This window comes from Rhodococcus sp. ACPA4 (assembly GCF_002300185.1).
In the GTDB taxonomy this organism is placed as follows: domain Bacteria; phylum Actinomycetota; class Actinomycetes; order Mycobacteriales; family Mycobacteriaceae; genus Rhodococcus_F; species Rhodococcus_F globerula.
Map to the genome: position 1 here is coordinate 2,082,889 of NZ_NSDY01000001.1, position 22,797 is coordinate 2,105,685.

The window sequence follows — 22,797 nt, forward strand, 5'->3', positions numbered from 1 at the left end:
AATACACTCCGAAGCGATGCCAGTAAAACTCCGACGGTGACTGCTCCGTCAGTGCACCGAGGAGACAGATAATGCGAACTACAGGAGGCTCAGTGCCCAGTCATGCCAGCGCGCACATTACGAAGGTGCTTGTCGCAAACCGCGGTGAGATCGCGGTGCGGGTCATTCGGGCAGCCAAGGACGCCGGCTACGGCAGCGTCGCTGTCTACGCCGAACCCGATGCCGACGCACAGTTCGTGAAGCTCGCAGACGAGGCGTTTGCCCTCGGTGGACAGACCTCCGCCGAGTCCTACCTCGTATTCGACAAGATTCTCGACGCAGCCCGTAAGTCCGGCGCCGACGCCATTCACCCGGGCTACGGCTTCCTCTCCGAGAACGCCGACTTCGCCCAGGCCGTCATCGACGCGAACCTGATCTGGATCGGTCCATCACCGCAGTCCATCCGCGACCTCGGCGACAAGGTCACCGCTCGTCACATCGCCGAGCGCGCCAAGGCTCCGATGGCAGCCGGCACCAAGGACCCCGTCAAGGGTGCCGACGAGGTCGTCGCGTTCGCCAAGGAATTCGGTGTACCGGTTGCCATCAAGGCAGCATTCGGCGGCGGTGGACGCGGCATGAAGGTCGCCCAGACCATCGAGGAAATCCCCGAGCTGTTCGAATCCGCTACCCGTGAGGCCATCGCCGCCTTCGGTCGCGGCGAGTGCTTCGTCGAGCAGTACCTCGACAAGGCGCGCCACGTCGAAGCTCAGGTCATCGCCGACCAGCACGGCAACGTTGTTGTTGCCGGTACCCGCGACTGCTCGCTGCAGCGTCGTTTCCAGAAGCTCGTCGAAGAGGCTCCGGCCCCCTTCCTGACGGACGACCAGCGCGCACGCATCCACGCGTCCGCCAAGGCGATCTGCAAGGAAGCCGGCTACTACGGCGCCGGAACGGTCGAGTACCTCGTTCAGGGCGACACCATCTCCTTCCTCGAGGTCAACACCCGCCTGCAGGTCGAGCATCCTGTCACGGAAGAGACCGCAGGCATCGACCTGGTGCGTCAGCAGTTCCTCATCGCCAACGGTGAAGAGCTCTCCATCAAGGAAGATCCCACCCCGCGTGGACACTCCTTCGAGTTCCGCATCAACGGCGAAGACGCCGGCCGCGGCTTCATGCCCGCCCCCGGCCCCGTTTCCGTCTACCGTGAGCCCTCGGGCCCCGGCGTCCGCGTCGATTCCGGTGTTGTTGCCGGCGACGTCATCGGCGGCCAGTTCGACTCCATGCTCGCCAAGCTCATCGTCACCGGCGCCAACCGCGAAGAAGCCCTCCAGCGTGCTTCTCGCGCTCTGGCCGAGTTCGAGATCGACGGCCTCGCGACCGTCCTCCCGTTCCACCGCCACATCGTCGAGAACCCGGCATTCGTCGGCAACGGCGAGAAGTTCGACATTTACACCAAGTGGATCGAAACCGACTGGGAAAACACCATCGAGCCGTACGCCGGTTCCGGTGCACCGGTCGACGACGAGGACGAGGCTCTGCCGCGTCAGAACGTTGTCGTCGAGGTCGGTGGACGTCGTGTCGAGGTTTCCCTCCCGGGTCAGTTCTCGCTCGGCAACGGCGGCGGCGCAGCATCCGGTGCCATCCGCAAGAAGCCGAAGGCACGCAAGCGCGGCGGCGCGGGCGGCGGCGCAGCATCCGGTGACGCCGTCACCGCTCCGATGCAGGGCACCGTCGTCAAGGTTGCCGTCACCGAGGGCCAGGAAGTTGCCGAAGGCGACCTCATCGCTGTCCTCGAGGCCATGAAGATGGAAAACCCTGTCAACGCGCACAAGGCCGGCATCGTCACCGGACTGTCCGTCGAGGCAGGCGCAGCCATCACTCAGGGCACGGTTCTGGCAGAACTTAAGTAAGGGGCCTCCGGCCCGTGTGCGCCTTTCCGGTAGTTCCCACTACCGGAAAGGCGCACAGTCGTTTGAGTAGGCTGTCACTCATGGCTGATGTTCCCGACATTCGTATCGGCACTGCTGAACGTGAGCAGGCATTGACGGCGCTGACCGAGCATTTTGCAGCCGGTCGCCTCACTGTCTCGGAGTTCGACGAGCGCAGTGGAATCGTCACGGCTGCAACAACTCGCAGTGAACTCGCTCCGGTTTTCAAGGATCTTCCCGATCCCGTTCCATCTCCCGCCACCACATCAGCTTCGGTTCCAGCGCGGAAGTTCGACCCCGACTGGTCCGGTCGCATCATGGCGGTCATCCCGATTCTTGCCCTCATCCTCTTCTTCGTCACCGGTACGTGGCTGTGGTTTCTTGCCATTCCACTGGCCGGCGCGCTGCTGTTCGGGACGGACAAAGAACGCAAGAAGAAACGTCGCGACGACAGGAATTCCTGAATTCATGGACCCGATAGAGATCAATGCGGGCGCGTGGTACCTGCGTGCGTTGCGCGCGGACGAACGCGTCGACGACCGACCGGCGCTTGCCGACGGAGGGATCAGCGACCCCGGTTACGTAGATCTCCGGACATCTCAGTGGGCCGAGAACACCGTCTACTCGTGGGCTGTGTGCCAACCGAATACCGGTGAACTTCTGGCGGAGGTTCTGCTGACGCCCCGCGGCGCCACTGCCGAACTCACCGGTTGGGCAAGATCCGGCCACGACGATGCTCTTGCTACCGCAACAGACGCGGTTTCGCGTTTTGCCGAGGGCGCCCTCGAACTCACGGTGACGCGCGGATGACGTACAACCGGTACTGGCCACTCGCCATCGCTGTGGTGATCGCACTGATCATGCTGTTCTCCCCCGGATCCACCGTTCCGTCCGGGCCGGAGAACAGCGACAAGGTCACCCACACATTGATGTTCGTGGTTCTGGCGATGACGTCGTTGCACGCCAGAATCCCCTGGTGGCTCACGGCGCTGTGGCTGATCGCCTTTGCCGCGGTGTCCGAAGTCCTGCAGGGAGTCCTGCCGATTTCCCGTTCCGGTTCGGTGTGGGACGCGGCCGCCGATCTGGTCGGTATCGCGATCGGCATCGGGATCGTCGCCGCCGCCGGATACCGGCGACGGGCCCGCGCCGTCTAACCCGCGTTCAGCCGATCAGGTTGCCGCGCAACCGAGTCTGAGTGTCCTGGTCGATCTTGAGCCCGTCGGTGAAATACGCCTCGATGGAACCGTGCACCGATTCCAGTTCGGCAAGCGATGCCTCCAGGTACTCGGGCCGTACCCCCAGAACGCCTTCGAGCAGCGTCGGATCCCCTCCCGTGGCGGCAAATTTCTCGAAGAGCGGCGCGAACAGCGGTAGCAGGACCGTGTTCGTCAGCAGGTAGTCCTCGAACACCGCGTCCTTCGACGCACCGAGGAAGAGCAACAGCGCCGCCGCGGCCCATCCCGTCCGGTCTTTACCCGTCGTGCAGTGAATGAGTGCCGGCGCGCTGGATGGCTCTGCCAGGTCGAGGAACAACTGGCGGTACGACGCCACCGCGCTGGGCAGGGTCACAAAATCGCGGTAGCTGCCTTGGAAGTACTCGAGCGCCTGCCCGCTTCCCAGCAACTCTGACGCGGCCCGGGGATCGGCGATCATTTGTTGCATCTGGGCCGGGATAGCTCGATACTGCTTGTCCGCCAATACGTCCAGTCCGAGTTCCCGGATTCCGGCCGGGGTCCGGTCCGGTGCTGTTTCGCGCTCGGAGGCGGTTCGCAGGTCGTAGATCGTGGTGACGGCCAAGTCGGCCAGCGTCTGCTCGCCTTCTTTGCTGAGCGACGCTAGATCGGTGGAGCGGTACACCGCGCCGGTTCGCACCGAACCGCCGAATCGGGACTCCGGTCCCCCGATATCACGCAGGTTCGCCAGCGAAGGAACAACGGAAGACAGCTTCGGATTGTCAGTCATACCTACGAACATAGGCGATGACACCCTCACGACTTATGACACTCGCGACAATTGCGACGTACGATCGCCCGTAATTGCTGCGCTACATTTCCGAAACATGTTCGGATAATGCTGTGGACATGCCTACAACGAATTCCAGCGGTCTCGATGCGTTCAACGCACTCGCAGACCAATCGGTGCGCAAGGCTCTGCTCGACTGTTGCCACTCCGACGCCTGGGCGAACTCGCTCGCGGCGGCACGGCCCTTCGCGAGCCTCGACGCTCTGCTGGACAGCGCGGATTCCGTGCTGCGCGACCTACCCGAATCCGAGATCGACAAAGCCCTCGCGGGGCACCCGCGTATCGGTGAGCGCACCGAGAACGCGTCGTCGAGTCGCGAACAGGCCGCGGTATCCACGGCCGGCGCCGACGTCCTCGAGCAGTTGCGCATCAAGAACGCCGAGTACGAGGACAAGTTCTCGCACGTCTACCTCGTCTGTGCAAGCGGTCGGTCGGCCACCGAGCTCCTCGACATACTCCAGAAGCGACTGGAAAACGATCCGGAGTCCGAACGCCGCGTGCTACGAATCGAGTTGGCCGCTATCAATCGCATCAGACTCACCCGTCTGATCGACTCGTTGTCCGGAGATGATGCATGAGCAAGGTACTGAGTACACACGTCCTCGATGCGACAACCGGCAACCCCGCCGAAGGTGTCCACGTCCAGCTCTGCGAGCCGGACGGTTCGCAGATTTCTCAGGCCCACACCGATTCCGACGGCCGGGTCGCCGAACTTGCCCCAGACGGCCTGACTTCCGGAACCTACCGCCTGATCTTCGACACCGGAACATATTTCGAGTCGATCCAGCAGGAAACCTTCTACCCGGAAGTGACAGTGACCTTCCGGATAGACGACACGAGCCGTGGCTATCACGTCCCGCTGTTGCTGTCCCCCTTTGCCTATTCCACCTATCGCGGGAGCTGAGAACCACTGTGAACACCATCAACACCACCACCGCACCGCTCTCCGGAACCATCGAACTCACCGGGCACCAGTACGGCAAGGCCGAGAATCGTGTTGTCCGGATCTACCGCGACACGCCGCGCCACGAGATTCACGACATCAACGTCTCCACTTGTCTGCGAGGCGATTTCGCCGATGCCTACCTCACCGGCGATCAGTCGAAGGTTCTTCCCACCGATACTCAGAAGCAGACCGCGTATGCCTACGCCAAGGAAAAGGGCCTGATCTCGATCGAGTCGTACGGCCTCGAACTCGCATCGCATTTTGTCGACGACATCGAACCGGTGACGGGCGCACGGATCGAGATCGAGGAGTACGCCTGGGAGCGCGCGGTGGTCGACGGCGCCGAGCACGATCACACCTGGATTCGCAAGGGTCAGGAAGTGCGAACCGCGTCGATCACGCACGACGACACCGGAACCTGGGTGATCGGCGGCCTGAAGGACCTGGTTCTGCTCAAGTCCACCGGCAGTGAGTTCTCCGGGTTCCTCCAGGATCCGTACACCGTCCTCGAACCGACGCAGGACCGCGTCATGGCCACCACACTGGTGGCGCAGTGGCGATTCACCACCACCGACGTCGACTGGGAATCGGTATATGTGGGCATCAAGGCGCAGATTGTGAAGCAATTCGCGACGGTGCACTCACTTGCGTTGCAGCAGACCTTGTTCCAGATCGGCAAGGCAATCCTCGAGGACTTCCCGATCATCGCCGAGGTGCGGCTGTCCGCACCCAACAAGCACCATTTCGACTACGCGCTCGGCCGTTTCGGTATCGAGAACGACAACGAGGTGTTCCATGCCGCGGATCGCCCGTACGGCCTGATCCAGGCCGCCGTCAGCCGCTCGGACGCACCGGACGCCGGCCCATCGTGGACAACGTACGCCGGATGGCTTTCGTGACCGACTTCGTCATCAACAGTGCAAACTCCGTGACCGACTTCGTCATCACGGGTGCCCACGTCGTCACCATGGACGGCGCCCGTACCGAATTCACCGACGGGTACGTAGCAGTTACCGGGAATACGATCACGGCCGTCGGCCAAGGGCCGGCTCCGGAGTTTCCCGGGGCACGTACTGTCGACGCCCCCGGTTGCCTCGTGACGCCGGGCCTGGTGAACACGCACCATCACCTGTACCAGTGGATCACTCGCGGCCTGGCTGCCGATTCGACGCTGTTCCAGTGGCTGACCACGCTGTACCCGATCTGGGCGGGGATCGACGCCGACGCAGTGCATACGGCCGCAACCGGTGGCCTCGCCGCGCTGGCGAAGACGGGATGCACCACCACCACCGATCATCACTACGTGGTCCCACGCGATGCCGGTGACGTGTTCGAAGCGGAAATCACGGCGGCAGCCCAGGTCGGCCTGCGATTCCATCCGACGCGGGGGTCGATGGACCTCGGGCAGAGTTCCGGCGGACTGCCGCCTGATCACGTCGTGGAGAAACTGGACGACATCCTCACCGGCACCGCGTCGGTCATCGACCGGTGGCACGACCCCAGCCCCGATTCGATGCTGCGGATCGCGGTGGCACCCTGCTCCCCGTTCTCGGTCACCGAGGCGTTGCTCCGTGAGTCCGCGGTTCTGGCCCGGGATTCCGGCGTCCGAATGCACACCCATTTGGCGGAGACGCTGGACGAGCAGGACTTCTGCGCAGAACTGTTCGGCTGCACGCCGATGGAGTACATGGAGCGAGTCGGCTGGGTTGGCCCGGACGTATGGTTCGCGCACGCCGTCCACCTCGACGATTCCGCGATCGAGACGATGGCGCGCACGGGAACCGCTGCGGCACACTGCCCTACGTCCAATGCGCGACTCGGCGCCGGGATCGCGCGCACCCGCGATTTGCTCGACGCCGGTGTCACCATCGGGCTCGGAGTCGACGGCGCGGCCAGCAACGAGGCGTGCAGTTTGGTCGAGGAGTCGCGCCACGCCCTCCTGTTCGCTCGCGCTCGCGGCGGCCCCCAGGCTTTGACGGTTCGCACCGCCCTGGAACTCGGGACCATCGGGGGCGCGAGGGTTCTCGGCCGTGAGCACGAGATCGGCTCCCTCGAAGTGGGAAAACTGGCCGACCTCGCGGTGTGGGATCTGAATACGCTCGCGCACACCGGCATCACCGACCCGGTCGCGGCGTTGGTGCTCGGCTCGACACCACCGTTGAAACTTCTGATGGTGAACGGTGCGGTTGTGGTCGCCGACGATCGGGTAACCACGATCGACGAGGACGTCGTCGCATCGGACGTTGCTCGCGCTCACCTCGACCTGGTGCGAAAGGCCGGGTGAGCCGACAGTGGATCTGCACACGGTCGATCAGGTTCTGGTGCCGGCCACTCGGACCGATCTGCCCGGTCCCTCGACCGGTGTCGGATTCATCGGAGGCGGCACTTGGCTGTATTCCGAACCTCAACCTCATCTGAGCACGCTTGTCGATCTGGCCGGCTTCGGCTGGGAGCCGCTCACAGTCACCGAACATGGCCTCGAGATTGCCGCGACCTGCACCATCGAGGAACTGTGCCGCTCCGAACTTGTGGCACAGTTCCGGGCTCAGCAGTTGTTTCGAGACTGCGCGGACGCGCTGCTTGCGTCGTGGAAAGTGTTGCGCCACGCCACCGTCGGCGGAAACATCGCTCTGTCGTTTCCCGCCGGCGCCATGACCACGATGGCCGTCACTCTCGACGGCGAATTGACCGTGTGGCGTCCGGGCAGCGGCGAATACCGTGTGGCCGTGAAAGATTTTGTGACCGGAAACGGCACCAACGCGCTGGGCGTCGGCGACATCATTCGGTGCATCACTCTCCCCACTCGGTCGCTGCTCGCCCGCACCGCATTACGCAAACTCGCTCAGACCTCACTCGGACGGTCTGCCGTTGTCGTAGCGGGCCGAAAAGACGTCGCCGGTTTCACACTCAGCGTCACGGCGGCAACGCGGCGGCCCCACGTGCTGCGATTCGACGCCCACCCGAGCGCGTCCGAGTTGGCCGACGCCCTTCGCGTGATCCCAGCCGACTGTTATTTCACGGACGTCCACGGCAGCGCACCCTGGCGTGAGTCGATGACAGCACTACTGGCCGAAGAGGTCAGGGAGGAACTCACATGAAGTACTCCGTCGACGGGGTTGCCCGCGACGACGAACCACGTCCGGGACAGTGCTTGCGGACGTTCCTGCGCGAGCACGGCGTAATGTCCGTCAAGAAGGGGTGCGACGCCGGGGATTGTGGCGCGTGTTCGGTACTGCTGGACGGCACGCCCACGCATTCGTGCATCTTCCCGGCGCACCGCATCGACGGGCACGAGATTGTGACCGCAACCGGTCTCGGCACTGAAGACGATCTGCACCCGGTGCAGCAGGCGTTTGTCGACGCCGGCGGATTTCAATGCGGATTCTGCACCGCAGGCATGGTGGTGACGGCGTCGGCGCTGACACCCGCTCAGAAGGAGAACCTGCCGGCGTCGATGAAGGGAAACCTGTGCCGCTGCACGGGGTATCGCTCGATCCGCGACGCTCTGGCGGGCGCGAAGAACGTCGAGGACGCGGATCGCTCTGTAGCTCAGGGCCGTTCCATTGCGGCCCCGGCTTCGAGTCGAATCGTCACCGGAACAGAACCCTTCACACTGGATCTGGCCGAGGGCGACGTCCCTTCGGGCTTGGCGCACGCGGCGGTTCTCGGCAGCCCGCACCCCCACGCGTATGTCAAGGAGATCAACACTGCCGCAGCACAGTCCGCGCCCGGTGTCGTTGCCGTTCTGACCTATCTCGACAGCCCGGATGTTCTCTTCTCCACAGCGCGCCATCAGAACCGCACCGACGATCCGGACGACACCCGCATCTTCGACCGCACCGTACGTTTCGTCGGTCAGCGAGTTGCCGCTGTCATTGCAGAGACACCGCGGGACGCACAGCGCGCGCTCGCGCTGATCGAGGTCGACTTCGAGGTTCGCGCAGCTGTCTTCGATCCGGAGCCCGCTCGCGCGCCCGGCGCGCCGCTTCTGCACGCGGACAAGGATATGTCCGCTCGTATCGCCGAGCCCACGCGCAATATCGTCGCCGCACTCCACGACGGAGTGGGCGACGTCGAGAAAGCCCTGAGTGCATCCGCTGCCGTTGTCGAAGGCACGTGGCAGACCGCTCGGGTTCAGCACGTTGCCATGGAGACGCACGCCGCGGTGGGATGGCTGGACTCCGGTGGCCGGCTTGTCATTCGCAGCAGCACGCAGGTGCCGTTCCTGGTTCGGGACGAGTTGGCACACATCTTCGGTCTCACCCGCGAGGAAGTCCGCGTGTTCACCGCGCGAGTGGGTGGCGGTTTCGGCGGCAAGCAGGAAATGCTGACCGAGGATCTTGTTGCCCTTGCCGTCCGGAAGACCGGCCGACCGGTGCAGTACGAGTTCAGTCGCAGCGATCAGTTCACGATGGCCCCGTCGCGGCATCCGATGCGGGTGTCGGTCCGGTTGGGCGCTGACGAGCATGGCCACCTGAATGCGCTGGCGATCGACGTCCTCTCCGACGCCGGCGCATACGGCAACCATTCCGTCGGAGTGATGTTCCACGGCTGCGCGGAATCTATTGCCGTCTACCGTTGCCCGACCAAACGCGTCGACGCCGAGGCCGTGTACACGAACAATGTGCCGTCTGGTGCGTTCCGCGGCTACGGCCTGGGGCAGATCATCTTTGCCGTCGAATCCGCGATGGATCAACTTGCTCGGAAACTCGGCGTCGACCCGTTCGAGTTCCGTCGACGCAACGTGGTGGTTCCGGGAGACGACTTCGTGGACTGGCACGTCGAGGACGGCGACCTCGAGTTCGGCAGTTACGGTCTCGATCAGTGTCTGGACCTGGTCGAGCGCGCGCTGTCGAGCGGACGCGGGCAGACGCCGCCAGACGGACCCCGGTGGAAAACGGGGCAGGGCATGGCCGTTGCGATGATCGCCACGATCCCGCCGCGCGGACACTTCGCCGACACCACGGTCACCCTCGAGGCCGACGGGCGCTATGTGGTCCGGATCGGTACCGCCGAATTCGGTAACGGGACAACAACAGTTCATCATCAGATTGCCGCCACCGAATTGCGAACCACCGTCGATCGCATCGTGATCGCTCAATCCGACACCGACATCGGTGGACACGACACCGGCGCCTTCGGTTCGGCCGGCACCGTTGTGGCGGGCAAGGCTCTCCAGATCGCGTGCGAACGCCTCCGTGATCGGATACTCGCACGAGCACAATCACTGTGCGTCGGTCCGGTCGAACTCGCGACGGACGGTGTAACCACCACAACCGGCTCTGTCGGTTTCCCTGCACTCCTCGACGGCGGACCGCTCTCGGCCAACGGCCACCATGACGGCTCGCCGCGGTCGGTGGCGTTCAACGTCCACGGCTTTCGGGTCGCGGTGGATACAGCAACGGGCCGGGTCGTCATTCTGCAGTCGGTCCAGGCTGCCGACGCCGGCACGGTACTGAACCCCGCACAATTGCGTGGGCAGGTGGAAGGTGGTGTGGGACAGGCACTCGGCGCAGCGATGTTCGAGGAGATCGTCATCGAGGACGGGCATGTGGTGAATCCGCAATTGCGCAACTATCACGTTCCGCAGTTGGCGGATCTCCCGATCACCGAGGTTCTTTTTGCCGATACCTACGACAAGTTGGGACCATTCGGCGCCAAGTCCATGAGCGAAGCGCCGTTCAATCCCGTTGCCCCGGCACTGGCCAACGCTATCTTCGACGCGGTGGGTGTTCGGTGCCTCGCCACTCCGATGACGCCGGATCGGATCTGGGCCGAGCTCACGCGGTAAGTGTGTGCAGTACCCGCTCGACGGCGTCCACCGCTGCGTCCAACTCACCGGTTGTCACGGTCAGCGGTGGACGGAACCGAATTCCGCGCTGCCCGCTCGGCAGAATGAGGACATGCTCGTCCTCGCGAAGCGCGGTCACCACCCGGTCGCGTAACTCGGTGGCGCTCAGGGTGATCGCGCACATGAGGCCACGTCCGCGGGGTTCGGTGACCTCGTCGAACCTTTCGCTTGTCGCGGTCAGTCGCTGAAGTAGGTGCGCGCCGGTGAATCGAACCCGGTCGATCAACCGGTCGCGTTCGATGACCTCGAGAATGCGCCGGGCACGCACCATGTCGGTGAGATTGCCGCCCCACGTCGAGTTGATCCGCGAGCTGATGTGAAAAACGTTGTCGTGCACCTCGCCGACACGGCCGCCTGCCATGATGCCGCAGACCTGAGTCTTCTTCCCGAAGGCCACGACATCCGGTGCCAACCCCAATTGTTGGTAGGCCCAGGGCGTTCCGGTTGATCCGCACCCGGTCTGCACTTCGTCGAGAACGAACAATGCGTCGTTCTCGCGGCACAATTCCTGCATCGCCTGGAGAAACCGAGGCCGGAAATGGTGGTCACCACCCTCACCCTGGATCGGTTCGGCGATGAAACAGGCGATGTCGTGCGGATTCTCGTGAAATGCCTGCCGGGCCTGTGCCAAGGTTTCCTGCTCGACAGCCTCGATGTCGCGGCCGTCCGCGACATAGGGCGAGGTGATCCGAGGCCAGTCGAACTTGGGAAACCGGGCAACCTTTCCCGGATCGGTGTTGGTGAGCGACATCGTATAGCCACTGCGCCCGTGGAAAGCCTCGGTCAGGTGCAAGACCTTGGTCCCGAGATCCGGTGAGCGCCCCTCACTTTCGTTCCGTCGGCTCTTCCAGTCGAACGCCACCTTCAGCGCATTCTCCACAGCAAGGGCGCCGCCGTCCACAAAAAACAGATGCGGTAACGCCGGATCGCCAAGCACCCGAACGAAGGCGTCGACAAATCGTGCCATCGGCACACTGTAGATGTCGGAATTACTCGGCTTGTTTGCTGCAACCATTGCCAATTCGCGCGAGAATGCCTCGTCGTCGGCAATGTCCGGATGGTTCATTCCGAGCGCCGACGACCCGAAGAACCCGAACATGTCCAGATAGTCGACACGGGTGCGGAGATCTTGTAGATACACACCGTGCGAGCGTTCGAGATCGAGAACCAGATCGAATCCGTCCGTGAGGATACTGGCAGACAGGACCTCGAACACCGGGAAATCCGCACTGCCGTCGAAGCCTTGCGTCGCGGTACTCATACGCAAAGATTAAGTCAAAATTATTGCCATGTCGATGATTAGATGGAAAAATTACTGCAGATCGGTCATTCGTCGTAAAATGTTTGAAGAATGACCGTGCTACGGGTGCTCACATTGGCCGCCGTTCGGATCTCCTGCAGCAACGCCTCCAATGCCCGGGGCGAGGCGACTCGAACAAGAAGTACGTAGCTTTCGGCCCCGGCTACCGAGTGACAGGACACCACTTGGGGCAAGTGCCGGAGCCTGGCCGGCGCATCGTCGGGTTGAGAAGGATCCAGAGGGGAGATCGCGACAAATGCCGACAGATTCTGACCCACAGCTTCCGGATCGATCTTTGCCGCGTACCCCCGGATCACGTTGCGCGATTCAAGCCGACGCACCCGCGACTGCACCGCCGAGATCGATAACCCCGCCTTGTCGGCAAGACTCGCCAAAGTGGCACGCCCGTCCACAACGAGCTCTCGAATCAACAACTTGTCCGTGTCGTCGACCGGAGGAATTCCGCCGTCATTCTGTTCGTCACCCACCCGCGAAGGTTAACGTAACCGGACATACACATGCTTGAAAAGTGGCAGTTACGTTCTCGGTTTGCCGCCGAACTGTCGCGGATGTACGGGAACGAGGTTCCAGCGTACAACACGCTGGTTGACGTGACACTGCAGGTCAATCGGGATTACACGGCCACCCGTCCGGGCTCGGAACGCTGGGGAACCCTGGGCCGGATCAGTGCGGAAAGGCACGGTGCGATCCGGCTGGGCACTCTCGGCGAACTGCGCGACGTCGCGACGATCTTCGGCGCCCTCGGGATGTCGGCGGTCGGGTTCTACGATCTGCGGCTCACCGATCCCCCTGTTCCCGTGGTCTCTACCGCATTCCGTCCTACCGATCCGGGGGAACTCGCGCTGAACCCATTCCGCGTCTTCACTTCGGTTCTCACTACCGGAGACAAGCGCTTCTTCACGGCCGATCTTCAGCGCAGAATCGCCGCATATCTGGGTACGCGATCTCTCTTCTCCCCCGACCTGCTTCGCCTGGCCGCGGCGGCGCACCGCGACAACGGGTTGCCGGAGCCGCAGGCGACACACTTCGTCGACGCCGCCACCCGCGCTTTTCACCTCGGAACCGAGCCGATCGACGCGCCCTGGTATCGAGAACTTGCGCACATCTCCCCGGTGGCCGCGGACATCGCAGGCCAAAGGTCGACCCACCTCAACCATCTCACCCCGCGGGTACTCGACATCGACGATCTGTACCGCCGCATGACCGAACGCGGCATCACCATGATCGACCGGATTCAGGGTCCACCGCGATGGGGTGGTCCACCACTCCTGCTGCGGCAGACCTCGTTTCGGGCGTTGGCCGAGAACCGCCCGTTCCGCGAGCCGGATGGTTCGGTGCACGATGTCCCCGTCCGCGTGCGCTTCGGTGAAGTCGAGGCCCGCGGCATAGCGCTGACCCGCAAGGGCCGCGAGATCTACGACGCTCTGATCTCCTCCCCGGACACGGCGGTATGGGAAGAAGCGTTTCCATCCACGGAGGACGGCCTTGCCGACGCCGACCTGGCGTATTTCACCTACCGACGTGACGGTTCGAGGATAATTCGCGAGCCCATCGTCTACGAAGACTTCCTGCCGGCGTCCGCCGCTGGGATCTTTGCGTCGAACGTCGATTCGCCCGGTGGATTCGTTTCCGATGCGGACAGCGCCGATTACGGGCAGGATCGACTCGAGGGTGCCATCGGACACCCCATCCTCGACCCTTTCGAGTTGTACCGCACGCAGCAGGACGCCTCCCGCGAAAGGACTCACCCGTGAACCTTCCCGATCCTTCCGCTCTCGCCGAGCGCGCCCACTCCGCGCTTGCTCGCTGCGGAGCCGAGTGGCCCACCGGCAACCTGACGGCTCGCACACCGATTACCGGAACCGAAATTCGCACTCTGGAACAACATTCCGCTGACGATGTCAACGGCGCGGTTGCCGCAGCACACGACGCGTTCGGTGACTGGCGCACGGTTCCTGCGCCGATCCGCGGCGCCGTCGTGCGGCAACTCGGCCGACTCCTGAGCGAGCACAAAACGGATCTCGCGGAACTGGTCACGCTCGAGGCCGGCAAGATCTCGTCGGAAGCACTCGGCGAGGTCCAGGAAATGATCGACATCTGCGAATTCGCGGTTGGTCTCTCGCGCCAACTCTACGGGCGGACCATGCCTTCGGAACGGCCAGGACACAGACTGATGGAGACGTGGCATCCGATCGGTGTTGTCGGTGTCATCTCGGCCTTCAACTTCCCGGTCGCGGTGTGGTCGTGGAACACCGCGATCGCTCTGGTGTGCGGAGACACGGTGGTCTGGAAGCCGTCCGAGACCACACCTCTGACCGCGCTGGCCTGCCATACCCTCCTTCGCCGCGCCCTCGCCGATTGCGACGCCCCTCGAGGCGTTCATCAACTGGTGATCGGTGGACGCGACGTGGGTGCGGCACTGGTGGACAATCCGCAGGTCGCGCTGGTGAGTGCCACCGGGTCGGTTCGCATGGGACGCGAGGTTGCGCCGCGAGTGGCGGCGAGGTTCGGACGAAGCCTCCTCGAACTGGGCGGAAACAACGGCGCCGTTGTCACCCCGTCCGCGGATCTTGATCTGGCAGTCCGCGGAATTGTCTTCTCAGCGGCCGGAACTGCGGGGCAGCGGTGTACATCGCTGCGCCGGTTGATCGTTCACGAATCGATAGCCGACGAGCTGGTCGCAAGAATCTCTGCCGCCTACGCACAACTACAGGTAGGCAACCCGTTCGACGACGGCGTCCTGGTCGGTCCGCTGATCAACGACGCCGCACTCGAGGCGATGCAGTCCGCGCTCACCGCCGCGCAGTCGAGCGGCGGCACCGTCGTCTGCGGCGGTGAGCGGGTCGGCGACACCGGTTGCTACGTGCGCCCGGCGCTGGTCCGGATGCCGAAACAAAGCGAGATCATGCACACCGAGACCTTTGCACCCATCCTCTACGTTGTCACCTACAACGAGTTCGACGATGCCATCGCACTCCACAATGCTGTGCCGCAGGGTCTTTCATCCTCGATCTTCACACTCGATCAGCGGGAAGCCGAACGGTTTCTCGCAGCCGACGGTTCCGACTGCGGTATTGCCAACGTCAACATCGGCACGTCGGGCGCAGAGATCGGCGGCGCGTTCGGCGGCGAGAAGGACACCGGCGGCGGGCGCGAATCGGGTTCCGATGCGTGGAAGGCGTACATGCGCCGCGCAACCAACACGATCAACTACTCGGACCAACTACCGCTGGCTCAAGGCGTCGAGTTCGGCTGAGGGCATCTGCGGCAAATTCGGCGATCGCGGTGACCAATTCGGTGCGCGCGGACAATTGCGGAGCGTGATCGGTCTCGAGACTCACCACGTTGGCCCCAGGCACTCGCTGCTGCATTCCTCGCTGCGTCTCGATCGGAACTGTACGGTCCAAGGTGCATTCGACGTATAGGCGCGGAACCGTACCGAATCGCTCGGGGGTGATTGTCGGTGCCATCAGTCGTGCAGTTTCCTGTTGTGGCACAAGTTGGCGTGCCGCAGCGATCGCGTCGGCTACCGGGGCCTCGTGGAAGAACACCGCTGCACCGGCTTCGGGTGGGACCACACTCGAAAACCCGTCATCCGAGCTGACCACCCATCGCGAGATCCCGACGGGCGCCGGTAATTCCACTTCGTTGCACAGCATTCCGAAGTCCATACCCGACGGCAGCATCATCCCGGCGACATACACGATTCCCGCGACCGCAGCGGGAACTCGCTCGGCAACCTGCGACACCACGATGCCACCACCCGAGTGGCCTACCAGCACAGCCGGACCGTCCAGCGAATCGAGCACCGCTACAACGTGATCGGTCACGGCACTTAGGTCTACGACAGTGTCCCGATCGAGGACGCCGGCCCCGGGAAGGTCAACGACTACCGGGTTGAACCCCGCCGCTCGCAGTGGTTCCAGCATCGAATCCCAGACCCAGCCTCCGGCCCAGGCACCGTGGACCAGAACAAGATTCCTGGCAGTCACGACGTTGCCTCCAGCTGCGCTGCGACGCGAACCCGCTCGGCTTCGCGCCCGGCCGCGGTGTTGGACTTGCCCTGCCGCGATCCGGCCAGCTTGGCTTTGATGTGATCCCGGACGGAGACAGGTTCGTACGCCAGTCCGGACTCGTCGAAGAAACTCGGCAGCGTTTCGATCACGGCATCGACGTTTCCGTCGTGGAAAAATGCGGCGGAACGACGCCGCTTGATGGTGCCGTTCACCACGGGAGGTGCCACGCGGTGCAGCGTCGACATCCAGCGGTCGTTGGTCAACTGGGCCGTCAGATCGCCGAGATTGACCAGTAGCGCATCGTCTTCAGGCCACACGTCGTGCCACCGTTGGTCACTTCCGAGTACCTGGAGCCCCTCGACCTGATCGGCCCACAGGACGGTGACCAGCCCGAAGTCGGTGTGTTCGCCCATCCCCTTGAGCTCGCCGTCCAGCGTCACGGTTCCCTCGGGCAACGCGTAGTTGTTCATTCTCAGCACGTCGATCGAGTGATCGGTGATCGAGTCGAAGAACCCCGGCGTCAGCCCCAGCGCATCGTCGAAGATAGTGGTCAGCGTGCGAGCTACCCGTGCTGCGTGTGTGTAGTACGACTCGATCCTGGCCCGGAATTTCTCGACGTCCGGCCACACGTTGATACCGTAATCCGCTTCGGAGAGATCAAGATCGGTGAACGACCGAGCTTCGATGCCGATGTTGAACGCCTCGAAAAAATCGTTCATCCGGGTCGCGGATTCCACGCCGAGACTCAGGCTCAGCGATTCACTCTTGGGTGGGCTGTACCCGCGGTTGGCTCCGGCAACGCGGTACTCGTTCTTCGCCTCCATCGGCAGTGCAAAGAAATCGTCCATCGCGCCGGCGAGACCTCCCGCCACTTCCGCAGGAATTCCATGACCCCGGATCTGGATGAATCCCACTCTGCTGCAGGCATCGTCGATCTCGGCGGCAACTCTGGCCTGCTCCTGCGGCGAACCGCCGAGAACGTACGGGGAGATGTCGATGACGGGGACTTCGAAGGACTCAGGCGGTAACTGTGACATGGGCGTCTCCTGTCGGTGTGACTGGGGATTGTGCGACTGCAGGTGATTCGGGAAGGCTCTCGCGCGAACTGCGGGCGAGTTCGCCGAGTCGGGTGTGGTTGAACAGCAAGTTGAGCGTGAAGGCGGACGCCGCGGCCAGGGTGATTCCACTACCCAGCAGGATCTGCGCAGACGACGGGAACCGCTCGAACATTCCTTCCGCGAACTCCGGAAGGAGACCGATTCCGACGGATACCGCGGCAATGGTCGTATTGATCGGATCGCTGAGATCGACCTTGCGGAGTGTGTTGATGCCGACGACGGCAACCGTGGAGAACAGGATGATGCCGACGCCGCCCACCACCGGATCAGGCAGTGCTGCAACAACTTCACCCATTCGGGGGATCAGTCCGAGAACGATGAGGATGGCGCCACTGGTAGCGGTGACGTATCGGCTGTACACGCGGGTAGTCGCGACGGCGCCGACATTCTGCGAGAACACGGTGTCGACAAAGGCGTTGAAGATACCGCCGAGCACTCCGGACAGACCGTCGGCCACCAGGCCACGCGCCAAATCAGCCTTCTTCAAGGGCTTTCCGGTGATCTCACTGACTGCCAACATGCTGGCGGTCGATTCTGCGAACACGACTGCCATCACGATGCTCATGGCCACCACTGCGGTGACCGGGAACTCAGGTGCTCCGAAATGGAAGGGCATGGGAATGCCGACCCACGCGGAACCGGATACACCACCGAGGTCGATCAAGCCCATCGGAATGGCGATCGCGGTACCGATGACCAGCGCGATCAGGACTCCCAGCTGAGTCCACATTCCGCGCCCGAGGCAGATGAAACCGACCGCGATCGTAACAACCGCGGCGGCCAGCGCGAGGTTCTTGGGATCTGCGAACGACGGTGCGGTGGGGTCGTTTCCGACGATCAGGCCACCGGCGACGCCGATCAGCGAGATACCGATCACGGTCAGGACCACTCCGGTGACGAGCGGCGGGAAGTAGCGGACGATCTTGGCAAACGGCACTGCCAGCGCGATTCCGACCACACCGCCGACCAGCATGGAGCCGTAGACCGCCTGCAATCCGTATTCCTGGGCGATGAGAATCATCGGTGTCAGGCCGGCGAATGTGGCGCCGCAGACGATCGGAAGTCGTACGCCCGCAACCTTCCCCACGCCCAGGCTCTGAATGATGGTGATGATGCCGGCAACAAGCAGATCGGCGCTGATCAGCAGTGCAACGGTGCTACGGTCCAGGCCCACGGCCGCACCGAACACCAGCGGTACCGTGATGCAGCCTGTGTACATGATCAGGACGTGCTGAAGAGCAAAAGCTGACTGGCGGGCAAAGGGCAACCGCTCGTCGACTGGATGGATGGCCATGCGCCGATCTCCGTCCGTAGCTGGGAGTGTTTTGTGTACTTCCCTATTGAGCACGTCGATAATTTCTTGCTGTGGTCAATTTTGTTTCGCGCATGTAATGAAATTCTCCGCTCGGATGCGCCGCCTCCGCACTGCTATGTTCAGCACATGGACGACGACCAAGTGGCGATCGCAACGGCAATCGGCATCGCAGTGCGCAACGCGCGCAAGGAAGCCGGATTGACCATGCGTGAGGTTGCACTGAAATCCGGTCTCTCACAGCCGTTTCTGAGTCAGACCGAAAACGGTCGCGCAGTGCCGAGTGTGATGAATCTGCACCGACTCGCACAATCGCTTGGTACTACCGCTCATGCGCTACTCGCCCAAGGTGAGCGCACGCCGTCGAGTCTGGTGCGGGCACACGAGGGCCGGAAGTTCGAACTCGCCCACGATTCCTCGATCCGGTTCTGTTCCACCGGGTCACACACCATGGAACCGAACGAAATCACGGCCGGGCCGCACAGCGAAGCCGGTGAACACACTGAACACGCCGGCGAGGAATTCATTCACGTTCTCGAGGGAACTGTCGATGTCGAAGTGGGCCTGGACGAACGGCATCGGCTGAATGTCGGGGACACATTGTTGTACGCGGCGACCATTCCCCACCGATGGTTCAACCGAACCGATCGAATTGCCCGGTTCCTGATCGTGAGTTCTCCCCCGTCCTTCTGACACACCGCATACCCTGAAGCGGTGACCATGTGGCCGGAACTTGCGCGCGAGATCGCCGATACCGTTCTGTTCCCCGTTGCCGACAGCGTTGACGCGGACGGTGAAATTCCGAGCAGTCATTTCGACGCCCTCGCCGCCGACGGGTTCTACGGCCTGGCCGCGCTCGGCGAGGAAGGACCTTCGGCGGCCGAACTTGTCGAGGTTGTCGAAACACTGTGCGGCGGTTGCCTCGCGACTGCATTCACCTGGATGCAGCATCACGGCGTCGTCGGCGCCTTGGCATCGACCACCAACACTGCACTGACTGAGCAGTACTGGGACGGCCTCGTCAGCGGAGAACTGCAGGGCGGTGTCGCCTACGCCGGCGCCATCCCGCGCCCTCCCCTGCTGTGGGCACGCCGGGTCGATCACGGATACGTCCTCGACGGGATAGCCCCCTTTGTCACCGGCTGGGGAATCGTCGACGTTCTTCTCGTGTCGGCGCGGGACGAATTCGACAATTCCATCGTCCACTCGGTGGTCAAGGCTACCGACGCGCCTGGCCTGTCCGTCGAGGAACTCCCCCTTATCGCTGCTCGCGGAAGCAACACCGTCCGAATAGCTTTCGACGGTTTTTCCATCCCCGATGCCCATGTCACTGCAGTTGTCGACGATCAGCAATTCCAGAACACTCAACTGCCCGGCCTGTGGTTCAACGGAGCCATGGCGATGGGGGTCGCGCGGCGCGCAATGGCAGAGTTGGCGGATCTCGGAGTCGATACGGAACCGTTCCAAAGCCAAGCCGAACTGGCGCGTGAACACCTCGACAGCGCTGTGGCGGGCAACGCCGACATGTCTGCCGCCCGCGCCGTGGCCTCCGAACTCGCAGTCCGGGTTGCGGCGGCTTTCGTCACGGCTACCGGCTCGCGCTCGCTGGTGGGCAGCAACACGGCCGAGCGTCTGATGCGTGAAGCCACGTTCACACTGGTAGCCGCCACCCGCCCTGGAATCAAGACTGCTCTGGTCGAGCGACTGCGCGATTAGCCGAGTGCACCCCGCTGCCCTGGATTACGCTCGGTGCCATGAACAGTGTTATGAACAGTGTCACGAACAACGGTGCACCTGTACTCATTCCGGCCGGAACCAGCTTCATTTCCGACGATCTGACGTTCTATGCCGATCGTGAATCACGCACACTCGACGACGCGATCGCGGGCGCCGATCTTCTTGTGAGCTGCCCTCATTCGGGTTCAGCCATCCCGGAAGAGCTTGCCGAGTTTCTGGCACCCGAGTTCACGAGGCGCCTACAGTTCGATTTCACCGACATGTCGACCAGCGCGATCGTGCGTCGGTGGGCCGAGATCGATCCGCGCATCGTGTACGTCGAAAATCCTCATCCGCGCATGATCCGCGATCCAAACCGCGCCAAGCCCGAAAACCTGGAAGCTTCACTGCGCGAAGCATTTGCACGTGTTCACCAGGCCGGGGCGGGCAACAAGGTGGACCTCACGGGCGTAGACGCCGTCCGCCCGGTCACGTTCTCCTTCTACCCGTTGCTGCTGGAACCAACCGACGACGCCGGGTGGAAGCGCCTGGCCGACACGTTCACCGAGACAGCAGATCGCGGACTCGGCGTGTACGAGCGCACGCGTGATTCTCTGGTCGAGAAAATGGTGGAGAAGAGTTTCGAGGTGCGGCGATCGTTCACGACACTCTCGTTCCACGACACGATGAACCACACGACGCGACGCGACGGTGCGGTCAATGTACTTCGCCCCGAGGAGGATCGGCTGCCTGACGTCGTGGCACTGTCCAATCGCGGTGATCACGACGGCAATCGACGTGGCGACAATCCCGTGACGATGGACCCCGAACTCATTCGAACTCTCGCGGCAGCACATCGCAAGGGATTTCAGGTCGACGATCCGGACGCTGTCGCCCTTAACCAGCCGTATCTCGGCAGCTTCGAAATCATCACAGCGGGTGCGCGATTCGCCGAGCAGTCAGCACGCGCGGATGCTGCCGGCATCACACTCAGCGCCGTGCAGGCGGAGTTCAAACGCGAGTTCCTTCTCGGCGATGCCCTCGCCGCGCACATCATGGAACCCGGCGTCGACTGGCCGAGCTCTGATCCGGAGCGGGTGGACCAGCTCGCCCGCGCATGCAAGGCGAGCTGGGACCACTACCGAGACAGCTAGCCGAGTAGCACTCCGAATATCGCGCCGGCGGTAATCGTGGTCACCGCCAGGATTATCGTCGGCAGGAAGAACGAGTGGTCCACGAGCTTGGTACCGAGCTTCGTGCTGCCGGAGAGGTCGAAGTTCGCGGCCGCGATCTGCGAACCGTTTGTCGGCAACAGGTAGATACCGGCAAACGCTCCGGCCCACATACCGGTCAGCAGTCCGGGGGCGATACCGGCCGCAAGCCCGATCGGCACGATGGTTCTGGTGGCGGTCGACTGGCTGGTGGTGAGCACACACACCAGGAAGACACCGAGCGCAAAGATCCACGGCGCGGCACTGACCAAGTCGCCGACGGTGCTGGTGATCAGCTCCAAGTGAGCGCTGATAAACGTATCGGTGAGCCACGCGAGACCGAACAGCGCAATCGCCGAGACCATACCGGCGCGGAACACCGTCGAGGTCGGAACGTCGGCCACATTGGGCTTGCACACGAGCAGGATGAGAGTGCCGACCAGGAACATCAGCATCTCGATGATCGGGGTCATTCCCAGCGGCGAGCCGTCGGCTGCCTCGGGTCGAATTCCCTTGAAGAGTCCGAAGATCACGATCGCCAGAACACCTGCGAGGAAGATCAGCGCTGCGTTGCGACCGGTCTTCGTCGAGACCAGTTCGGTGGTGGCCGCAGCGCCGGGGCCGGCTAGCTCTCCGGACTTCAGCTTTGCCTGCACGTCGGGATCGTCGGCCAGTTCCTTGCCGAGGCGATTCACAGCGAACGACGAGATGATGATGCCGATCACCGCTGCCGGGAAGGTGATCTTGATGATGTCGATGAGCTCGAAATCGTACGGCGACACATCGGTCAACGTCACCATCGCCGCCATGGCCGCCGATACCGGGCTACACGCCAGCGCAACACCGGTCGAGACGACGGACAGCGACAGCGGCCGTGACGGACGCACCCCGTTCTTGTACGACACGTCGTAAATCACGGGCAGCAGCGGATACAGAATGTTGGACGTTCCGGCGCCGACCGAGAAGAGGAACGACACCAACGGCGCAATCAACGTGATCTGTTTGGGCCTGGATTCGATCAGTTTTGCCGCGATGGTGACCATCCAGTCGATGCCACCGGCTGCCTGCATCATCGACGACGCCAGCACGACGGACAGCACGATCAGGAGGGCATCGACCGGCGGCGCTCCTACGTCCTCGCCGAACACGAACACAAGGACGGCGACGCCGGCACCGCCCCACAGACCGAGTGCAACACCACTCGATCGAGTGCCCATGACGATTGCCCCGAGCACCACTACGAGCTCGAGAGCAATAATTACAGCTTCCATCTGGCACTCGCCTTCTCGAAAAACAGCCAAACCGTCCTGATTAGAGAAAAATATAATGCCGCCGACGTCTTCAGCAGGTTTGAACACGCTGTCGGTGGGCAGGTGC

22 protein-coding genes are annotated in these 22,797 nt (G+C 63.1%); 15 read left to right on the forward strand and 7 right to left on the reverse strand.

Going from position 1 to position 22,797, the window contains the following annotated elements; translation table 11 throughout:
- The first annotated feature begins 92 nt into the window (after positions 1–92).
- The 4 genes from CJ178_RS09510 to CJ178_RS09525 all read left to right on the forward strand — a co-directional run bounded on the left by CJ178_RS09510 (position 93) and on the right by CJ178_RS09525 (position 3,061).
- Positions 93–1,889 carry an acetyl/propionyl/methylcrotonyl-CoA carboxylase subunit alpha gene (locus CJ178_RS09510; protein ID WP_033231230.1) on the forward strand — a complete coding sequence of 599 codons (1,797 nt, stop codon included), beginning with the start codon at positions 93–95 and terminating at the stop codon, positions 1,887–1,889.
- 80 nt (positions 1,890–1,969) lie between these two features.
- Complete coding sequence (locus tag CJ178_RS09515; RefSeq protein WP_033231231.1) at positions 1,970–2,371, forward strand: DUF1707 SHOCT-like domain-containing protein; 402 nt, start codon at positions 1,970–1,972, stop codon at positions 2,369–2,371.
- A gap of 4 nt (positions 2,372–2,375) precedes the next feature.
- Positions 2,376–2,717, forward strand: coding sequence for a hypothetical protein (locus tag CJ178_RS09520; RefSeq protein ID WP_033231232.1), 342 nt, complete (start codon positions 2,376–2,378; stop codon positions 2,715–2,717).
- Complete coding sequence (locus CJ178_RS09525; protein WP_033231233.1) at positions 2,714–3,061, forward strand: VanZ family protein; 348 nt, start codon at positions 2,714–2,716, stop codon at positions 3,059–3,061. The genes CJ178_RS09520 and CJ178_RS09525 overlap by 4 nt, the downstream gene beginning before the upstream one ends.
- A 7-nt stretch (positions 3,062–3,068) precedes the next feature.
- Here the strand turns inward: CJ178_RS09525 and CJ178_RS09530 are convergent, their stop codons facing one another.
- A complete protein-coding gene (locus tag CJ178_RS09530) occupies positions 3,069–3,869 on the reverse strand; it encodes a tyrosine-protein phosphatase (RefSeq protein ID WP_033231234.1) in 801 nt (266 codons plus the stop codon).
- A gap of 119 nt (positions 3,870–3,988) precedes the next feature.
- Between CJ178_RS09530 and uraD the strand changes: the two genes are divergently transcribed.
- Genes uraD through CJ178_RS09560 form a run of 6 tightly spaced genes read left to right on the forward strand, consistent with a single transcriptional unit; the run spans position 3,989 to position 10,666 of the window.
- Positions 3,989–4,507, forward strand: coding sequence for a 2-oxo-4-hydroxy-4-carboxy-5-ureidoimidazoline decarboxylase (gene uraD, locus CJ178_RS09535; protein WP_045070631.1), 519 nt, complete (start codon positions 3,989–3,991; stop codon positions 4,505–4,507).
- Entirely contained in the window at positions 4,504–4,833 is a 330-nt protein-coding gene (gene uraH, locus CJ178_RS09540; protein WP_045070635.1) for a hydroxyisourate hydrolase, read from the forward strand. The genes uraD and uraH overlap by 4 nt, the downstream gene beginning before the upstream one ends.
- 17 nt (positions 4,834–4,850) lie before the next feature.
- Entirely contained in the window at positions 4,851–5,774 is a 924-nt protein-coding gene (pucL, locus tag CJ178_RS09545; protein ID WP_095887912.1) for a factor-independent urate hydroxylase, read from the forward strand.
- Positions 5,762–7,159: an 8-oxoguanine deaminase gene (locus CJ178_RS09550; RefSeq protein ID WP_095886589.1), complete on the forward strand. Its 1,398-nt coding sequence runs from the start codon at positions 5,762–5,764 to the stop codon at positions 7,157–7,159. The genes pucL and CJ178_RS09550 overlap by 13 nt, the downstream gene beginning before the upstream one ends.
- Before the next feature lie 7 nt (positions 7,160–7,166).
- Positions 7,167–7,973, forward strand: coding sequence for an FAD binding domain-containing protein (locus tag CJ178_RS09555; protein WP_033231237.1), 807 nt, complete (start codon positions 7,167–7,169; stop codon positions 7,971–7,973).
- The gene (locus CJ178_RS09560) at positions 7,970–10,666 is read left to right on the forward strand and encodes a molybdopterin-dependent oxidoreductase (RefSeq protein WP_095886590.1); all 2,697 of its coding nucleotides are present in this window, start codon (positions 7,970–7,972) and stop codon (positions 10,664–10,666) included. Before CJ178_RS09555 ends, CJ178_RS09560 begins: the two co-directional genes overlap by 4 nt.
- Here CJ178_RS09560 and lat read toward each other — a convergent pair.
- Together lat and CJ178_RS09570 are read right to left on the reverse strand one after the other, a co-directional pair.
- Complete coding sequence (gene lat, locus CJ178_RS09565) at positions 10,656–11,987, reverse strand: L-lysine 6-transaminase (protein WP_095886591.1); 1,332 nt, start codon at positions 11,985–11,987, stop codon at positions 10,656–10,658. The genes CJ178_RS09560 and lat overlap by 11 nt on opposite strands.
- A 65-nt stretch (positions 11,988–12,052) precedes the next feature.
- The gene (locus tag CJ178_RS09570) at positions 12,053–12,514 is read right to left on the reverse strand and encodes an Lrp/AsnC family transcriptional regulator (protein WP_045070647.1); all 462 of its coding nucleotides are present in this window, start codon (positions 12,512–12,514) and stop codon (positions 12,053–12,055) included.
- Between the two features lie 30 nt (positions 12,515–12,544).
- Between CJ178_RS09570 and hglS the strand changes: the two genes are divergently transcribed.
- Together hglS and amaB are read left to right on the forward strand one after the other, a co-directional pair.
- Positions 12,545–13,801 (forward strand): 2-oxoadipate dioxygenase/decarboxylase, encoded by a 1,257-nt coding sequence (hglS, locus tag CJ178_RS09575; RefSeq protein ID WP_095886592.1) that lies wholly within the window; start codon positions 12,545–12,547, stop codon positions 13,799–13,801.
- Complete coding sequence (amaB, locus tag CJ178_RS09580; RefSeq protein WP_095886593.1) at positions 13,798–15,303, forward strand: L-piperidine-6-carboxylate dehydrogenase; 1,506 nt, start codon at positions 13,798–13,800, stop codon at positions 15,301–15,303. Before hglS ends, amaB begins: the two co-directional genes overlap by 4 nt.
- Here the strand turns inward: amaB and CJ178_RS09585 are convergent.
- From CJ178_RS09585 to CJ178_RS09595, 3 genes are read right to left on the reverse strand one after another with little or no spacing between them, the layout of a single operon-like run.
- Complete coding sequence (locus CJ178_RS09585; protein WP_033231242.1) at positions 15,254–16,039, reverse strand: alpha/beta fold hydrolase; 786 nt, start codon at positions 16,037–16,039, stop codon at positions 15,254–15,256. The two genes, amaB and CJ178_RS09585, sit on opposite strands and share 50 nt — an antisense overlap.
- A complete protein-coding gene (locus CJ178_RS09590; protein WP_095886594.1) occupies positions 16,036–17,100 on the reverse strand; it encodes an isopenicillin N synthase family dioxygenase in 1,065 nt (354 codons plus the stop codon). Before CJ178_RS09590 ends, CJ178_RS09585 begins: the two co-directional genes overlap by 4 nt.
- Positions 17,081–18,475, reverse strand: a complete 1,395-nt coding sequence (locus CJ178_RS09595) for a uracil-xanthine permease family protein (protein WP_095886595.1) — start codon at positions 18,473–18,475, stop codon at positions 17,081–17,083. Before CJ178_RS09595 ends, CJ178_RS09590 begins: the two co-directional genes overlap by 20 nt.
- Before the next feature lie 147 nt (positions 18,476–18,622).
- Between CJ178_RS09595 and CJ178_RS09600 the strand changes: the two genes are divergently transcribed.
- The 3 genes from CJ178_RS09600 to CJ178_RS09610 are packed head-to-tail and all read left to right on the forward strand — an operon-like array spanning position 18,623 to position 21,363.
- Complete coding sequence (locus tag CJ178_RS09600) at positions 18,623–19,186, forward strand: helix-turn-helix domain-containing protein (RefSeq protein WP_092801277.1); 564 nt, start codon at positions 18,623–18,625, stop codon at positions 19,184–19,186.
- 21 nt (positions 19,187–19,207) lie between these two features.
- Complete coding sequence (locus CJ178_RS09605) at positions 19,208–20,209, forward strand: acyl-CoA dehydrogenase family protein (protein ID WP_095886596.1); 1,002 nt, start codon at positions 19,208–19,210, stop codon at positions 20,207–20,209.
- Positions 20,210–20,247: 38 nt separating this feature from the next.
- Positions 20,248–21,363 (forward strand): N-formylglutamate amidohydrolase, encoded by a 1,116-nt coding sequence (locus tag CJ178_RS09610; RefSeq protein WP_257013079.1) that lies wholly within the window; start codon positions 20,248–20,250, stop codon positions 21,361–21,363.
- Here CJ178_RS09610 and CJ178_RS09615 read toward each other — a convergent pair.
- Positions 21,360–22,691, reverse strand: coding sequence for an anaerobic C4-dicarboxylate transporter family protein (locus CJ178_RS09615; protein ID WP_095887913.1), 1,332 nt, complete (start codon positions 22,689–22,691; stop codon positions 21,360–21,362). The genes CJ178_RS09610 and CJ178_RS09615 overlap by 4 nt on opposite strands.
- Positions 22,692–22,797: the final 106 nt, after the last annotated feature.

Excerpts from the sequence above, each read along its gene's own strand:
- uraD (WP_045070631.1), top strand. The coding sequence starts at position 3,989 with ATGCCTACAACGAATTCCAGCGGTCTCGATGCGTTCAACGCACTCGCA.
- CJ178_RS09615 (WP_095887913.1), bottom strand. The coding sequence starts at position 22,691 with ATGGAAGCTGTAATTATTGCTCTCGAGCTCGTAGTGGTGCTCGGGGCA.
- CJ178_RS09600 (WP_092801277.1), top strand. The coding sequence starts at position 18,623 with ATGGACGACGACCAAGTGGCGATCGCAACGGCAATCGGCATCGCAGTG.
- CJ178_RS09595 (WP_095886595.1), bottom strand. The coding sequence starts at position 18,475 with ATGGCCATCCATCCAGTCGACGAGCGGTTGCCCTTTGCCCGCCAGTCA.
- CJ178_RS09610 (WP_257013079.1), top strand. The coding sequence starts at position 20,248 with ATGAACAGTGTTATGAACAGTGTCACGAACAACGGTGCACCTGTACTC.
- CJ178_RS09530 (WP_033231234.1), bottom strand. The coding sequence starts at position 3,869 with ATGACTGACAATCCGAAGCTGTCTTCCGTTGTTCCTTCGCTGGCGAAC.
- CJ178_RS09515 (WP_033231231.1), top strand. The coding sequence starts at position 1,970 with ATGGCTGATGTTCCCGACATTCGTATCGGCACTGCTGAACGTGAGCAG.
- lat (WP_095886591.1), bottom strand. The coding sequence starts at position 11,987 with ATGAGTACCGCGACGCAAGGCTTCGACGGCAGTGCGGATTTCCCGGTG.
- CJ178_RS09560 (WP_095886590.1), top strand. The coding sequence starts at position 7,970 with ATGAAGTACTCCGTCGACGGGGTTGCCCGCGACGACGAACCACGTCCG.
- CJ178_RS09590 (WP_095886594.1), bottom strand. The coding sequence starts at position 17,100 with ATGTCACAGTTACCGCCTGAGTCCTTCGAAGTCCCCGTCATCGACATC.
- hglS (WP_095886592.1), top strand. The coding sequence starts at position 12,545 with ATGCTTGAAAAGTGGCAGTTACGTTCTCGGTTTGCCGCCGAACTGTCG.
- CJ178_RS09525 (WP_033231233.1), top strand. The coding sequence starts at position 2,714 with ATGACGTACAACCGGTACTGGCCACTCGCCATCGCTGTGGTGATCGCA.
- uraH (WP_045070635.1), top strand. The coding sequence starts at position 4,504 with ATGAGCAAGGTACTGAGTACACACGTCCTCGATGCGACAACCGGCAAC.
- CJ178_RS09520 (WP_033231232.1), top strand. The coding sequence starts at position 2,376 with ATGGACCCGATAGAGATCAATGCGGGCGCGTGGTACCTGCGTGCGTTG.
- CJ178_RS09550 (WP_095886589.1), top strand. The coding sequence starts at position 5,762 with ATGGCTTTCGTGACCGACTTCGTCATCAACAGTGCAAACTCCGTGACC.